Genomic DNA, 14,438 nt, shown 5'->3' on the forward strand with positions numbered 1-14,438 from the left:
CCAGGAGTACCCATGCTTCCCGAGATTTTGCCACGCCCGGCCCCCATTTCCTCCGCGGAATATCGCAGCCGCCGCGAAACACTGATGGCACGCTTGCCTCCCAAGGCAGCCGTGTTGGTGCCTGGCGCCTGCTTGGCGACACGCTCTCGCGATAGTGATTATCCGTTTCGTCAGAACAGTGATTTTTATTACTTGACCGGTTGCGTAGAGCCGGAGGCGTTGTTGGTGTTGTTGCCAGGACGCACTGAAGGCGAAAGCGTAGTGTTCTGCCAGGACCGTGATCCGACGATGGAGGCCTGGAATGGCCTTCGCCTGGGCGCGGAAGGCGCAGTGGCAACCCATGGGGTCGATCAAGCCTTCGAGAATGCCGAGCGTGACGACTGCTTGCCGGGGCTTTTCGAGGGGCGGGAATTGCTTTACTTGCCTCTGGACGATACCTCTGCACTGGAATTGGCCGAGGAGACCTTCCAGCAAGCGCTAGCCCGCCAGCGGCGGGGAGGCTTGGGCGTACAAGGCTTTATCGATGTAGCGCCTTTTATCCATGAGCAGCGTCTGATCAAGAGCGACGCCGAGCTTGCCCTGATGCGTCATGCCGCCGCCATTTCCGCGCGGGCCCATCAACGGGTCATGCAAGGGGCACGGCCAGGGCTTTTCGAATACCACCTTCAGGCGGAGTTGGAGCATGAGTTTGTCTGGCAAGGCGGCAGCGGCCCGGCTTACAGCACGATTGTGGGCGGTGGCGCCAATGCTTGCGTGCTTCACTACATTGAAAATAGCGCGCCCCTCAATGACGGCGATCTGGTGCTGATCGATGCCGGTGCGGAATTCGATCTATATGCTGGTGATATTACCCGTACCTTTCCAGTCAACGGCCGTTTCAGTGATGCGCAGCGTGCGCTGTATCAGGTGGTGCTCAAGGCACAGGAAAATGCTGTAGCGGCGGTACGCCCCGGTGCCACCCTGGTGGATATTCATGCGGGGGTGGTGCGTGACCTGACGGAAGGGTTGGTCGCCCTGGGGCTTTTGCAAGGCGATATCCAGGCATGTATCGATGAGCAACATTATCGGCGTTTTTACCTGCATTCGACCTCGCATTGGCTGGGACTGGATGTGCATGACGTGGGAATGACTCGCCTGGACCCTGAAACGCCCCGCCCCTTGGCTCCCGGCATGGTACTGACTGTCGAGCCAGGGCTTTATATACCGGCTGACGAGGACATTCCGCTGGAGTTGCGTGGCATTGGTATCCGTATCGAAGACGATGTGCTGGTAACGGCCGAAAGCCATGAGGTATTGACCGCTGGCGTGCCCAAGCAGCTTGCTGATATCGAAGCACTAATGGCTAAAAAACAACCAGTTTAATAATGGTCTTTTTCATCATTATGTAATGTACGTTACGAAATGAGGTGCCCGGTAGCCATGAATAACCCTGTAAAGGCGTCTTCATCCCCTGTGGATATTGCGATTATTGGCGGCGGTCTGGTGGGTGCCAGCCTGGGCTGTGCGCTGGCACCATTGGTCGAACGCTATAATTGGCGTGTGGCGGTCATCGAAGCCACCGCCTTGCCGAAAGTTTCCGAGATAAGCTGGCAGCCGAGTTTCGATGCGCGCGCCAGTGCGATTGCCGAGGGGTCGGCACAGCGCTTTCGCCAACTGGGGTTGTGGCCTGCGATGGCCGAGCAGGCGGCCACGATTGCCCGCATACATATCAGTGAGCGTGGCCGCATGGGGGCTACGCGATTGAGCGCCGATGAGCTGGGCGTAAAAGCGCTGGGGCACGTGATTCCCAATGCCTGGATGGGACAGGTATTGCATCGGCGGTTGGCGGAACTACCTCTGGAATGGCATTGTCCGGCTCGCGTGGAAACGATTACCTCCGAGGCGGGAGGGCATCGGTTACGTCTGTCTGATGGCAGCGAGTTAACCCCTGCCTTGACCGTACTGGCTGATGGCGGGCGCTCCGGGCTGAAAGAGCAATTGGGAATCAGTAGCGAGAAGGTGCCCTATGACCAGACGGCGCTGATAACCAATGTGGCGGTAAGCAAGCCCCATCAAGGAATAGCCTACGAGCGTTTCACTCAGGACGGGCCGATTGCCTTGTTGCCGCTCCCGGGGCAGGCTATGGAGCTGGTGTGGACCCATCAACATGGGAGAGAAAAAAGCCGTATGGCGCTTTCCGACGGTGCTTTCCTGGAGCAGTTGCAGCAGGCTTTCGGTGATCGTGCCGGGCGTTTTACCCGTGTGGGCAGCCGCCATGCCTACCCCCTCTCGTTGGTAACGGCCCAGGAAACGGTACGTCCGGGGTTGGCCGTATTGGGCAATGCCGCCCATGCGCTGCATCCAGTGGCAGGGCAAGGCTTCAATCTGGCCTTGCGCGGGGTCATGGATCTGGTCGAGGCGCTGGAGGCAGGAAAGCAGCACGGCCATCGGCTTGGGTCGATGGAAACACTGCTGGATTTCGAGCAGCGCCGCGCCCACGATCGCCACAACGTGATACGTTTCAGTGATGGGTTGGTGCGCCTGTTCGGTGTCAATCATCCCTTGCTGTCTCACGCCCGGGCCGCCGGGCTGGTCGGGCTGAATCTGCTCGGTCCCTTGCGCAAAAGCCTGGCACGGCGCGCTATGGGGCTGGAGCGTTAAGTGCATGAATACCCAGTTCGGTTTTGAGATGAACGCCATCAAACAAGGGAGTGGTTATGACCGAAGAAGCTAATGCCGAGGCCGCGTACTTTGATGTCATCGTGGTGGGTGGAGGCATGGTGGGCGCAGCCCTGACCGCTCTGCTAGCGGAGGCCGGCATGCAGGTGGCCATGGTGGAAGCCAGGCAGGCCCCTTTGAAGCTTGAAAATGTGGGCACGGGGTTGCCTACTCCGCGGGTAAGTGCCTTGACGCCGGTATCGCAGCGATTGTTGACCCATCTAGGTGCATGGCCATTGATGCAGGCCAAGCGCGTGACACCCTATCGCTATATGCAGGTATGGGATGCGGAGGGTAGCGGGGAAGTGAAATTTTCTGCCGAGCAAGCCGGAGTCACGGTGCTAGGGCATATTGTCGAGAACGATGTCACCCAGGCGTCACTGGAAACCCGGCTTGCGCAGCACTCCCAGGCCCGCCTGTATTACGCCGCCAAAGTGAGCGCATTACATTCTTCTCCCGCCGGGGCGCGCCGGCTGGTGCTGGACGATGGTCGTGAGCTGGAGGCACCCTTGATAGTGGCGGCGGATGGCGCGCATTCCTCTTTGCGCCACATGGCAGGCATCAGTGTGAGTCAAGAAGATACCGGCCAGCAGGCCGTGGTGACCACCGTACGCTGTGCCGAGCCGCATGGGGGTAACGCACGCCAGGCATTCCTGGCCGGTTCGCCGCTGGCTTTCTTGCCCTTGACGGTCGACGGTGACGAGCATTATTGCTCCATCGTATGGTCGACCTCAGCCGAGCATGCCGAAGCATTATGTGCGATGTCGCGCGCAGAGCTCGGTGATGCCTTGAGCGCGGCATTTGGTGAGCACTCAGGTGAGGTTCAGGTCTGTGATGACGCCCGCTGTTTTCCACTGATACAGCGGCATGCCCACCATTACGTCCTGGACGGCCTGGCCCTGGTCGGCGATGCCGCCCACAGTATCCATCCACTGGCCGGACAAGGGGTGAACCTGGGGTTTATGGACGCTGCCGTATTGGCGGAAGAAGTGGTCACTGCCTGGCGGCGGGGCGCCCCCTGGGGAGATTCCCGTATTCTCGCGCGTTACGAGCGTCGGCGGCGCTGGGATAACACCAGCATGTTGGCGCTGATGATGGGGTTCAAGCAGTTATTCGGTGCGCGCCATCCGGCGGTTACCCTAATGCGAAATCTGGGCTTGAACAGTGTTAATCGGGTTTCTCTGATCAAACGGTTGTTAATGCGCCAGGCAACCGGCGAACGCGGGCAGTTGCCGGCCAGCTGTCGCTGAACCGGCTCACCGGTATAAGGCCTTAACGTCGGCGTCGGTCGACGACATTAAGCGCCTTGAGCAGGTTCAATGCTTCTCCCAGCTGGTAATCGTCGCGTAGCCGCTGAGCGACCTCTTGGCGATCGCGCGGCGCCTCGAGAGAACGCAAGTGGCCTTCCAGGTCAGTTTCGCGGATCTCACGGCGAGATTCGGCGACTTCCAGGCGGCCACGCACCACTTCCACATCGGGCTCGATGCCCTGGGCCTGAATCGAACGCCCGTTGGGCGTGAAATACAGCGCGGTGGTCAGTTTCAGGCCTTCCCCGTTACCCAAGGGCATGACTTGTTGCACCGAGCCCTTGCCGAAGCTGTCGGTACCCATCACCACGCCACGACGCTGATCCTGCAAGGCGCCGGCGACGATTTCCGCTGCCGAGGCGCTACCGCTGTTGATCAATATCACCAGTGGCACATCGGCGGCAGGGGTGGAGGGAGTGGCGGAAAATTCCATCTGGCTATCGGAGAGCCGCCCTTCGGTGTAGACGATCAAGCCTTCATCAAGAAAGATGTCAGCCACATCCACCGCGGCCTGAAGCACACCGCCGGGGTTGTTGCGCAGATCCAGCACCAGTCCTTCGAGGGGGTGGTCGCGTGACATTCTTTCCAGTGCTTCCTGGGTCTGTTGCGCGGTGCGCGCCTGAAACTGGCTGATGCGCAAGTAACCATAGCCCGGCTCGAGCAGGTCGTGTTTGACACTTTCGGTGCGCACGATTTCACGGGTCAGGGTCACTTCACGAGGTGCGTCGTCACCGCTGCGTAACAGCATCAGCTTTATATCGGTGCCGGGCTCGCCGCGCATCAGGTTGACGGCCTCCTGCAGTGACATGCCTTCGGTCGGGGTACCTTCGATACTGATGATAAGGTCGCGTGGTTGGAGCCCCGCACGTGACGCCGGGGTGTCATCAATCGGTGTGACCACGGTCAATTGACCGTTCTCCATGCCCACTTCAATACCGATGCCGCCAAACTCCCCTTGCGTTGACTCACGCAGGCTTTGATATTCCTCGCTATCGAGATAGGCGGAATGCGGATCGAGCTCGCTAAGCATGCCGCGCATGGCGTTGCGCAATAAGGTGCGGTCATCGACTTCTTCCACGTAGGCACGCTTGATACGTTCGAACACTTCGGCAAAGGTTTGAATGTCTTCCAGCGGAAGCTCATCGATAGCGGGGCTTTGCTGGGCGATACCGGGCAGCGGGGCCGCCAGCAGCACAACCGGAAGCAAGCTCAGCAAAAAGCGCTTGGCGGGAACCGGAAGGTGATTAACAGTTAGCGTCATGCAAACTCCGCAAGGCAGGGGCAGTACACTGCGCTTTATATGGTCAGGATTTTTGTGGTCAAGGTTTGATAGTCAGGATGGCTGTCAGCTTATCCCTTCCGTGGCGTGAGAGGAAAGCGTAGCTTCACGCTTAACGGTTAGCGATCCAGCGTTGGGGATTGATCGGCTCCCCCCCTTGGCGAACTTCAAAATACAGCGCCGCCTCGGACCTGCCACCGCTGTCACCCACGCGGCCCAGTTCATCACCACGTGCAATCTTCTGACCCGGACGAACACTGAAATGTTGCAGATGGGCATGCAGGGTCATGATCTGGTCGCCGTGATCAACGATCAGTAAATTACCGAAGCCACGCATCCAGTCGGCAAATACCACACGGCCGGTGTGCACGGCGGTCACCGCTGTGCCGGCATTGGCTTGTATCACGATACCGTTATGATGCACGCCCTCACTATTTTGAAAGCGCGAGGTGATCGTGCCTTGCACCGGCCAGGGCAAGTCGCCTTGGGTGCGCGCCATCTGGGTGCTGGGCGTTGGTTGTGCCAGGCGTGCAAGCTCCGCCTGTATTTCGCGCAGGGTGCGTTCAGCCTGGTCGCGATCCTGGTTGAGGCTTTCCAGGCGGGCTTCTTCCGTGGCGTAGCGGGCGTCCAGGCCACTAAGCAACTGGCGTCGTTCAGCCGTTTGCCGGGCTAGCTGGGCACCTTGGGTCTCCAGCTGCTCCGAGAGCTTGTGCAGGCGTTCGCTGCGGGTGGCCAGTTCGCGTTGAGTGTCCAATAGGGCTGCGTCGAGTCGGGCGATAGTGGTCAAGCGCTGTGCGCGAGCCTCGGTCAGATGGTTGAGATAGGCTTGCATGCGGTCCAGCTCCGCCGGGTCGTCCTGGTTGAGCAATAGTTTCAGCTGAGGGGTGGCGCCAAGACGATAAAGAGCGTCAAGCTGCGCGCCCAGTGCCTGCTGTTGGGTGTCACGCTCGTTTTCCAGAGTTTCACGGTGGGCGTTGAGTTGCTCGGTTTCGGCATTCAACTGGCGACGCTGCGCCTGAAGATGGTCCAGGCGTTGGTGGGTGTCGGCCAGCTGGGTTTCCACGTCACGCAATTCGCTTCCGGCCTTGTCGCGGGCTTCGCGGGTGTCGCCCAGGCGCCGGGAGAGCGCCTGGATCTGTTCACCGACCGCATCGAGCTGTTGGCGGGCCGCCTCTTCATCCACGCTGGCATGCCCGCCGGTGACTATTCCCAGCGCCAGAAGCAACACCGCCAAGTGCCCGAGGTGGCGTTTGCGCATGGAACTCACTCGAGGCGAATCAACGGTTTCCCCGTCATGGCAGCGGGAACAGGCTGGTTCATCAGGGTCAGCAAGGTGGGAGCAAGGTCGCATAGGCGTCCGTCTTCGAGGTGTGCCGAACGCTTGCCAACATAAATGAGCGGCACTTCAAAGGTGGTGTGAGACGTTTGAGTAACGCCGGTTTCCGGGTTGACCATTTGTTCGGCATTGCCGTGATCGGCAGTGATCAGGCAGGCGCCACCGACACGTTCAATGGCTTCCACCACACGGGCAACACATTGATCCACCGTTTCAATCGCTTTGACCGCTGCATCGAAGTCGCCGCTGTGACCCACCATGTCGCCGTTGGCGTAGTTGCACACGATCAGGTCGAAGGCTTGGCTATCAATCGCTTCGACCAGCTTGTCGGTGACCTCGACGGCGCTCATTTCGGGTTTTTCGTCGTAGGTTTTAACGTCCTGGGGGGAAGGCACCAGGATGCGCGTTTCTCCATCAAACTCCGTCTCACGACCCCCGGAGAAGAAAAACGTCACATGGGCGTATTTCTCGGTTTCGGCGATGCGCAGCTGGGTCAGGCCGCGATTTTCCATGACTTCGCCCAGCGTATCGGCCAGATCCGCAGGAGGAAAGGCGGCCGGCGCAGGGATATCGGCAGCGTATTGGGTCAGCATCACCAGGCCGTCGGCAGCCAGGGCGGGGTGGACACGCCGCGCAAAGCCGTTGAAGTCAGGATCGACAAAGGCGCGCGTCAATTCTCGGGCACGGTCGGCCCGGAAGTTCATGAAAATCGCCGCATCGCCGTCTTCGATAACAACGGCCTGGCCATCGGGGCGAATGCTGGTGGCGTGAACGAATTCATCGGTTTCGTTGCGGGCATAGGCGGCATCCAGGGCGCTTTCGGCGCTGCTTGCCTGATACTCGCTTTCACCTTCGGTCAGCAAGCGGTAGGCCTGCTCCACCCGTTCCCAGCGATTGTCACGATCCAGGGCGTAAAAACGTCCGATGATGGAGGCGACGAAGCCGTTTTCCGCACCGACCAGTTCGGCCAGGCGCCGATCGGCACGCTCAAGCGAGGGCAGGGCGCTCTGCGGAGGCATATCACGGCCATCGAGAAAGGCCTGGAAATAAATGCGTTGTGCCCCACGGCGCGCGGCAAGCTCGGCCATGGCAAGAAAGTGGTCTTCGTGGCTGTGAACGCCGCCGGGCGAAAGCAGGCCCAGAAGATGAACGGCGCGCCCTTGGGCCACTGCCGCGTCTATGGGCGCGGTCAGGGTGGTATTTGCATCCAGCTCGCCATCTTCAACCGCCTTAGTGATCCGGGTGAAGTCCTGGTAGACGATACGCCCGGCCCCCAGGTTCATGTGGCCCACCTCGGAATTGCCCATCTGGCCATCCGGCAGGCCGACATGGCGCCCGTCGGTATGCACCAGCGCATGGGGGCGTTGCGCCCACAGCTGATCCATGGTCGGGGTATGGGCCGCCGCCACGGCATTATGAGCGGAGTCCGGGTTGTGGCCGTAGCCATCGAGAATAATCAACGCCACCGGGCGCGGAGTTGCTGAAATGTCCATGAAAACCTCGTTGTTCTGGCACGTCGGGGTTGGCAAGCGATACGAGCTATTGAGCGGATCAAGGTCGCGACGGGCGTCGGCTTGGGGCATCATAACGCAGGCAGCCCTTGGGCGTCATGGCAGATGCCTGCGCACTAAAGGGTGTGGCGTGTATACTTGTCGCGTTTCATCCTCGGCTCGGCCGTTTTTTTCCGCATAGACCAAGAGATTGTGTACGCGATGATCGATCAGCTGTTCGAATTCGTGCAAAACCATCCCCTGCTTGTCGGGGCTTTCCTGCTGGTATTGATCACCTGGCTTGTCTACGAGGCACGTAGCGCTGCGACCAATGCAGTGACGTCGGCTCAAGCGACCCAGCTTATCAACCGCGAAGACGCGGTAGTGGTGGATATCCGCGAGGAAAAGGACTTCAAGGCCGGCCATATCGCCGGTGCACGCCATCTCCCGCAGAGTAAGCTGGAAAGCCGGATGTCAGAGCTGGAGAAGCTCAAGAGCCAGCCGATCATTCTGGTTTGCAAGCATGGCCAGAGCGCCGGTGCCGCGCAGGCTAAGCTCACCAAGGCGGGTTTTGAGCATGTTCATAAGCTCAAGGGTGGCATGGCGCAATGGCAAGCCGATGGCCTGCCGGTGGTTAGAAAGTAAGCTCGGTTGACCAGGCTGACGCTTACTACTTTACTTTTTACTGTTACATGACAAGGAGTTTCCCATGGCGGAAGACAACAATCAGAGTGCCGGCGCGCAGGCAGCCGCCGAAGGCGAAAAACCGCAGCTGAAATTCTCGTTGCAGCGCATTTACGTCAAGGACATTTCCTTTGAATCGCCCAATTCGCCGGCGGTGTTTCAGCAGGCTTTCAAACCCAAGGTCAGCCTTGACTTGAATACCAGTAGCCAGAAAGTGGACGACAACCTCTATGAAGTGGTGGTCAAGGTCACCGCTCAGGTCAAGGATAACGAAACTGAAATGACCTCCTTTCTGGCGGAGATCGAACAGGCCGGCCTGTTCCGCATTTCCGGCATTGAAGGCGCGCAGCTGGATCAAACCCTGGGTGCGTTCTGTCCCAACCTTCTGTTCCCGTATGCGCGTGAATGTGTGGACAACCTGGTAAACCGCGGGGGGTTCCCGCCGTTGATGCTGGCGCCGGTCAATTTCGAAGCGATGTACGCCCAGAAGAAACAGCGTGAAGCCCAGCAGGCTGAGCAGACCCAGTAACTAAATGCTGACTTCTTCTGAGTGGTATGCCCAACACGGCAAGATGCCGCGTCTGTACGTGCCCGTGGCGTTTACGCCGGGGGCTCAGGTGGTGTTGCCGGAAGGTCCGGCACGCCACCTGACGCGAGTGCTGCGCATGGGCGTGGGCGCACCGTTGGTAATCTTCGATGGCCAGGGGCGTGAAGCTGGTGCTCGGTTGAGCGAGGTGAATCGCAAGCAAGCCGTGGTTGAGATAGAGGCTTGCTGGCCGGGACAGGCGGAATCCCCGCTTGCCGTGCATCTAGGCCAGGCGATTTCCAAGGGGGATCGCATGGACTACGCTATCCAGAAAGCAGTGGAGCTGGGCGTTGCCGCCATTACCCCCCTTTATACCGAGCACGGTGATGTGCGCTTGAAAGGCGAGCGAGAAGCGAAAAAGCTCGCACATTGGCAGGCGGTGGCAGTGAGCGCTTGTGAGCAATGTGGCCGCGCCACGGTGCCGCCGGTGCATCCACCCCTCGCATTGGCCGACTGGCTTGCCCGGCGTGATGAAAGCTTATGTCTGGTTCTGCATCCTGCCACTCAGGGAGCGCTTGAAAAGGTGGTTTCCCCCGAGAAGGTGGCGCTGCTGATCGGCCCTGAAGGGGGGCTCTCCTCCCAGGAGGTCGAGGCAGCACTGGCCGTCGGTTTTTCTTCGCTGACGTTGGGGCCGCGTATCCTGCGCACCGAAACCGCGCCGGTGGTGGCCCTGTCTCTCCTGCAGGATCGCTTTGGGGATCTTTGAGTTTATTTTTCCCCAGCTATTTTTTTGCATCAGTTTCTGTCTGCACCACTATTTTTTCTTCGGCATTCTTTTCCAGGAAGACACCAATGGCTCATGAACCCCAAGTGCCTGCTGCCGGGCTGATCGTTTCAGGTAAGGCTCAACCCGGGGATGTGGTCTATCTGAAGGTAGTTACGGTGAACGATACCGGGGCTTTTCTCGACTGGGGCCAGCCCAAGGATTTGTTGCTACCCTACAGCGAACAGCGCTTTCGTCCTGACCCGGGCAAGCGCGTGCTGGTGAAGGTATATGAGGACGAGCGCGGCAGACCGGTTGCCACGATGCGTCTGGATCGCTTCCTGACCGACGACGCCTGGGTTCTGGAAGAAGGCGAAGCGGTGAACTTGGTCGTTGCGGATGCCACGGACCTGGGGATGAAAGTGGTGGTCAATCACCGCTACTGGGGGTTGATCTTTCAGGATGACATTACCCAGCCGTTGCGGCGCGGCCAAGCACTCACTGGCTATGTCAAACAGCGCCGTGACGACGGACGGCTGGATATTTCGTTGTTGCCGCCGGGCGCCGCTCGTCTGGATGTGGTGGGTGACAAAATTCTCGAAGCTCTGCGTTTGAGCGGGGGCTATCTAGCGTTGGGCGACAAGAGCGCCGCCAATGAAATCAAGGCGCGCCTCGGTGTCAGCAAAAGTGCCTATAAGCAGGCTATCGGACGGCTTTACAAACAGCGCCTGATCTCTCTTGAACCGAATGCCATTCGCCTGCTTCCGGGAGCTTTGGAAGAATGAGTGCATTTCAAGGATGGTTGGACGTGAGCCAGCCGTGCGGCATACTGCCAGCTTATTGTTCTTGCCGGAATATTGCCTAGATGAGCCAAAATAGCCTCAAGCTCGGTGTGGTAATGGATACCATTGCCGATCTCGCCTACAAGAAAGATTCGACCTTGGCCATGTTATGGGCCGCACAGGATCGCGGTTACTCATTGCATTATATGGAACAGCAGGATCTGTTTCTGAATGCAGGCCAGGCTTATGCCCGCATCCGCCCCTTGACGGTACATCGTGACCCGGTCCGCTGGTTCACATTGGGTGAAGCAGATGCACGGCCGCTGGCCGAGCTGGATGCGATCCTCATGCGCAAGGACCCGCCGGTGGATCTCGAGTTCACCAACGCCATTCACCTCTTGGGTTTTGCTGAACGTGAGGGTGTATTGGTGGTCAACCCCACCCGGGCGTTGCTTGAATGTAATGAAAAGCTATTTGCCCAGCAATTTCCCCAGTGTTGCCCGCCGTCGCTGGTGGCCAGCAATGTCGATGTGCTGCGCGCCTTTCATGCCGAGCATGGGGATGTGATCTTCAAGCCGCTGGATGGCATGGGCGGCACGGGCATCTTCCACATTACCCCTGATGGCCGCAATCTGGGTGCAGTGCTCGAACAACTCACCCTGCAAGGTCGCCGGCAGATCATGGCGCAGCGCTATTTGCCGGCAATCAAGGACGGGGATACCCGAATTCTGCTGGTTGATGGTGAGCCCGTCCCCTATGGCTTGGCACGCATACCTTCAGCCGGTGAGACGCGCGGTAACCTCGCGGCAGGCGGTCGGGGCGTCTCCCGCGAATTGACCGCACGAGATCACTGGCTGATTCAACAGATACAGCCCATGATTCGTGAAAAGAACCTGATGTTCGTGGGGCTGGATGTGATAGGTGATTACATTACTGAAATCAACGTCACCAGCCCTACTTGTGTGCGTGAAATCGACGACCAGCGGGGCACCGATATTGCCGGCCTGCTGCTGGATGCCATCGAGCGTCGTCTAGCGTGATGCGTCCGCTTTTTTATTGTTTAGCCAGCCGGAACAAGGTGCCTGTGGCGCTGTGCTTTACGTTCCGGCCAGACACCGATCAGATGGAGCGTCGGCACTTGCCTGAACGCCCGGGAGCCTCATGCAAAGCTTGAAACATCATTTCCTTCTTGCCATGCCGCATCAGGAAGACCCCAACTTTTCCGGTAGCCTGATCTATCTCTGTGATCATGATGAAAACGGCAGCATGGGAGTGATCGTCAACCATCCTTTGGACGTTACGCTGGATGCTCTCTTCGATCAGCTGGAACTGGGAGGCGAGGAAAGTCCGCATCGTGAGACGCCGGTATATTTCGGAGGACCGATGCACAAGGATCGTGGCTTTATCCTGCATCGCGGTGACAGTGACGATTGGGACTCCAGCATTCAAGTCGAAGACGGAATTGCGCTGACCACTTCCATGGATATCCTGCAGGCCCTGGCAGTTGGCCGAGGTCCCGAGCATTTTCTGGTGTGCCTTGGCTGTGCGGGCTGGGACGCCGGGCAAATGGAAGAGGAACTCAAGGATAACGCCTGGCTGACGGTGGAAGGGCCGAGCAATATCTTGTTCAACGTGCCTCCCGCCGAGCGCCTGTCGGCAGCGGCAGGGGTGTTGGGCATTGACCTCAACCTGATGACGCGAGACGCGGGGCACGCCTGATGGCCGAGGTAGGACAGCGCCTGGTGTTGGCATTCGATTACGGTACGCGACGCATCGGCGTAGCCGTCGGTAATGAAATGCTGCATAGCGCACGGGAGCTTTCTGCGCTGCCGGCCCGCGACGGCATCCCCGATTGGAATGTCGTCACCCGGCTTATCGATGAATGGCAGCCGGATGTTTTCGTGGTGGGTCTGCCGATCAATATGGATGGCAGTGAATCTGCGATGAGTACGCGCGCGCGTAAATTCGGCAACCGACTTCACGGCCGTTACGGTAAGCCTTGCGAAATGATCGACGAGCGCGGCTCCACTCGTGAAGCCAAGTCGATTGCTCGCGAAAGCGGGCATCGTGGCAACTATCGCGAGCAAAGTGTGGACGGTATCGCTGCGGTGTTGATACTCGAAGGCTGGTTCGCCCACCGGGAAGGGTTGCCGGGTGGGCGAAGCGCGCTCTAGCGATCCAGGACGCCGATCTGCTTGGGTACGAACCAGCGTACCGGTCGCATATTCTCTTCAATCAAGTTCTCCACCTGCAACAAGGTAGCGAAAATCGCCATACGCATGGGGATGCCGTTATCAGTCTGGCGAAAGATAGCCAGGCGTGGGTCGCCGTTCAAATTCACGTTGAGATCGTTAGCGCCGGGCCGGCTGTCGCGTGGCAACGGATGCATCACGATAGTGGTAGGCGAGCAGTGCTGGTCAAGAAAGGCACGGTCGACGATGAAGTCCTGCGAGACACCACTAAAACTTTCATTCATTTCCGTGGTGAAACGCTCTTTCTGGATGCGGGTGGTATACACCACATCCAAATCAGAAAAATCGCACGACAAGGTTTCGCGCTGTTCAATCTGATGCCCGCGGGATGCCACGAGATCGATCAGATGCCCAGGCATTTCCAGTCCCGGTGGGGAAACCAGGGTGATGCGCAAGGGATCGTAGAGCGACAACAGTTTGATCAATGAATGCACTGTTCGGCCATACTTCAGGTCACCAGTAAGCAGAATGTGAGCTCCAGCCAGTTTTTTGCCTAGCCGAGCAAATTCCTTGTCGATGGTATAAAGGTCCAGCAATGCCTGGCTTGGGTGTTCGCCGGGGCCGTCTCCCCCATTGATGACCGGCACATTCGTTGCAGCGGCAAATTCTGCTACCGACCCCTGGTCTGGATGACGCATCACGATAGCATCGCAGTATCCGCTCATGACGCGACTGGTGTCATAAAGCGATTCCCCTTTCGCCATTGAGGAAAACGTGAACCCGGTGGTGTCGCATACGCTGCCCCCTAGGCGGCAGAAGGCGGCATTGAAACTCACGCGGGTTCGGGTGCTGGCTTCAAAAAATAAATTGCCCAGAACCGCACCTTCAAGCACACGGGTAATCTGTCGGCGTTGAGCGATCGGTTCCATGCGTGCGGCAACGCGCAATAGATGATCAACGTTTTCGCGTTCCAGGGAGTCGACGGAAAGCAGGTGGGAACTCATCTCGAACCTCGGCGATTAGGGAAGTAGCCTCTAGTGTAACCGTGTGGCCTGGCTACACCGAAGGGCTTTTACAGAGGGTTTACGGCTTGTTTGGAGTTTTTTTACACCGGGGGCTTGCCAGTCTCCCGGTCAGGCGGTAGAGTACGCATCCGCTGCCGGGAACGCCAGGCGTTTCCAGCGGTGAATGAGGTTGAAAAACCTCGGTTTGTCAGAGAGTTAGCAGTTTCGAGGTCAGGCCAGACGGCATCGAAAATCACCCATTGACAACCACCCAGGAAGGCGTAGAATACGCTTCCTCGCTGAGGCCAAACGGTTACGGTCTCGCGACAGCTCTTTAACAATTGATCAGGTAATTCATGTGGGCGCTTGCCGATGAGG

The 14,438-nt window shown here is 58.8% G+C and carries 14 protein-coding genes; 10 read left to right on the top strand and 4 right to left on the bottom strand.

Going from position 1 to position 14,438, the window contains the following annotated elements; translation table 11 throughout:
• Positions 1 to 12: 12 nt before the first annotated feature.
• The 3 genes from pepP to DU506_RS07905 are packed head-to-tail and all read left to right on the top strand — an operon-like array spanning position 13 to position 3,947.
• Positions 13 to 1,362: a Xaa-Pro aminopeptidase gene (gene pepP / locus DU506_RS07895; protein WP_114486394.1), complete on the top strand. Its 1,350-nt coding sequence runs from the start codon at positions 13 to 15 to the stop codon at positions 1,360 to 1,362.
• A 57-nt stretch (positions 1,363 to 1,419) separates the two neighbouring features.
• Complete coding sequence (ubiH, locus tag DU506_RS07900) at positions 1,420 to 2,640, top strand: 2-octaprenyl-6-methoxyphenyl hydroxylase (protein WP_114486395.1); 1,221 nt, start codon at positions 1,420 to 1,422, stop codon at positions 2,638 to 2,640.
• 56 nt (positions 2,641 to 2,696) lie between these two features.
• Positions 2,697 to 3,947, top strand: coding sequence for a UbiH/UbiF/VisC/COQ6 family ubiquinone biosynthesis hydroxylase (locus DU506_RS07905; RefSeq protein WP_114486396.1), 1,251 nt, complete (start codon positions 2,697 to 2,699; stop codon positions 3,945 to 3,947).
• Positions 3,948 to 3,969: 22 nt separating this feature from the next.
• Here the strand turns inward: DU506_RS07905 and DU506_RS07910 are convergent, their stop codons facing one another.
• From DU506_RS07910 to gpmI, 3 genes are all read right to left on the bottom strand, one after another.
• Positions 3,970 to 5,265, bottom strand: a complete 1,296-nt coding sequence (locus tag DU506_RS07910) for a S41 family peptidase (protein WP_114486397.1) — start codon at positions 5,263 to 5,265, stop codon at positions 3,970 to 3,972.
• Positions 5,266 to 5,395: 130 nt separating this feature from the next.
• Positions 5,396 to 6,541, bottom strand: coding sequence for a murein hydrolase activator EnvC family protein (locus DU506_RS07915; RefSeq protein WP_235825480.1), 1,146 nt, complete (start codon positions 6,539 to 6,541; stop codon positions 5,396 to 5,398).
• 5 nt (positions 6,542 to 6,546) lie between these two features.
• Positions 6,547 to 8,112: a 2,3-bisphosphoglycerate-independent phosphoglycerate mutase gene (gpmI, locus tag DU506_RS07920; protein ID WP_114486410.1), complete on the bottom strand. Its 1,566-nt coding sequence runs from the start codon at positions 8,110 to 8,112 to the stop codon at positions 6,547 to 6,549.
• A gap of 219 nt (positions 8,113 to 8,331) precedes the next feature.
• Between gpmI and DU506_RS07925 the strand changes: the two genes are divergently transcribed.
• The 7 genes from DU506_RS07925 (at position 8,332) to ruvX (ending at position 13,038) form a co-directional block, all read left to right on the top strand.
• Positions 8,332 to 8,754, top strand: a complete 423-nt coding sequence (locus DU506_RS07925; RefSeq protein WP_114486399.1) for a rhodanese-like domain-containing protein — start codon at positions 8,332 to 8,334, stop codon at positions 8,752 to 8,754.
• 64 nt (positions 8,755 to 8,818) lie between these two features.
• Complete coding sequence (gene secB, locus DU506_RS07930) at positions 8,819 to 9,322, top strand: protein-export chaperone SecB (RefSeq protein WP_114486400.1); 504 nt, start codon at positions 8,819 to 8,821, stop codon at positions 9,320 to 9,322.
• Between the two features lie 4 nt (positions 9,323 to 9,326).
• Positions 9,327 to 10,085, top strand: a complete 759-nt coding sequence (locus DU506_RS07935; protein WP_235825481.1) for a 16S rRNA (uracil(1498)-N(3))-methyltransferase — start codon at positions 9,327 to 9,329, stop codon at positions 10,083 to 10,085.
• 86 nt (positions 10,086 to 10,171) lie between these two features.
• Positions 10,172 to 10,867 (top strand): CvfB family protein, encoded by a 696-nt coding sequence (locus DU506_RS07940; RefSeq protein WP_114486401.1) that lies wholly within the window; start codon positions 10,172 to 10,174, stop codon positions 10,865 to 10,867.
• 80 nt (positions 10,868 to 10,947) lie between these two features.
• Positions 10,948 to 11,904: a glutathione synthase gene (gene gshB / locus DU506_RS07945; RefSeq protein ID WP_114486402.1), complete on the top strand. Its 957-nt coding sequence runs from the start codon at positions 10,948 to 10,950 to the stop codon at positions 11,902 to 11,904.
• A gap of 121 nt (positions 11,905 to 12,025) precedes the next feature.
• Entirely contained in the window at positions 12,026 to 12,583 is a 558-nt protein-coding gene (locus DU506_RS07950; RefSeq protein ID WP_114486403.1) for a YqgE/AlgH family protein, read from the top strand.
• Complete coding sequence (ruvX, locus tag DU506_RS07955; RefSeq protein WP_114486404.1) at positions 12,583 to 13,038, top strand: Holliday junction resolvase RuvX; 456 nt, start codon at positions 12,583 to 12,585, stop codon at positions 13,036 to 13,038. The genes DU506_RS07950 and ruvX overlap by 1 nt, the downstream gene beginning before the upstream one ends.
• On the opposite strand, the gene pyrB is transcribed toward ruvX, so the two are convergent.
• Complete coding sequence (gene pyrB / locus DU506_RS07960) at positions 13,035 to 14,060, bottom strand: aspartate carbamoyltransferase (RefSeq protein ID WP_114486405.1); 1,026 nt, start codon at positions 14,058 to 14,060, stop codon at positions 13,035 to 13,037. The genes ruvX and pyrB overlap by 4 nt on opposite strands.
• Positions 14,061 to 14,438 lie beyond the last annotated feature (378 nt).

Source organism: Vreelandella rituensis (assembly GCF_003336665.1).
Lineage (GTDB): Bacteria > Pseudomonadota > Gammaproteobacteria > Pseudomonadales > Halomonadaceae > Vreelandella > Vreelandella rituensis.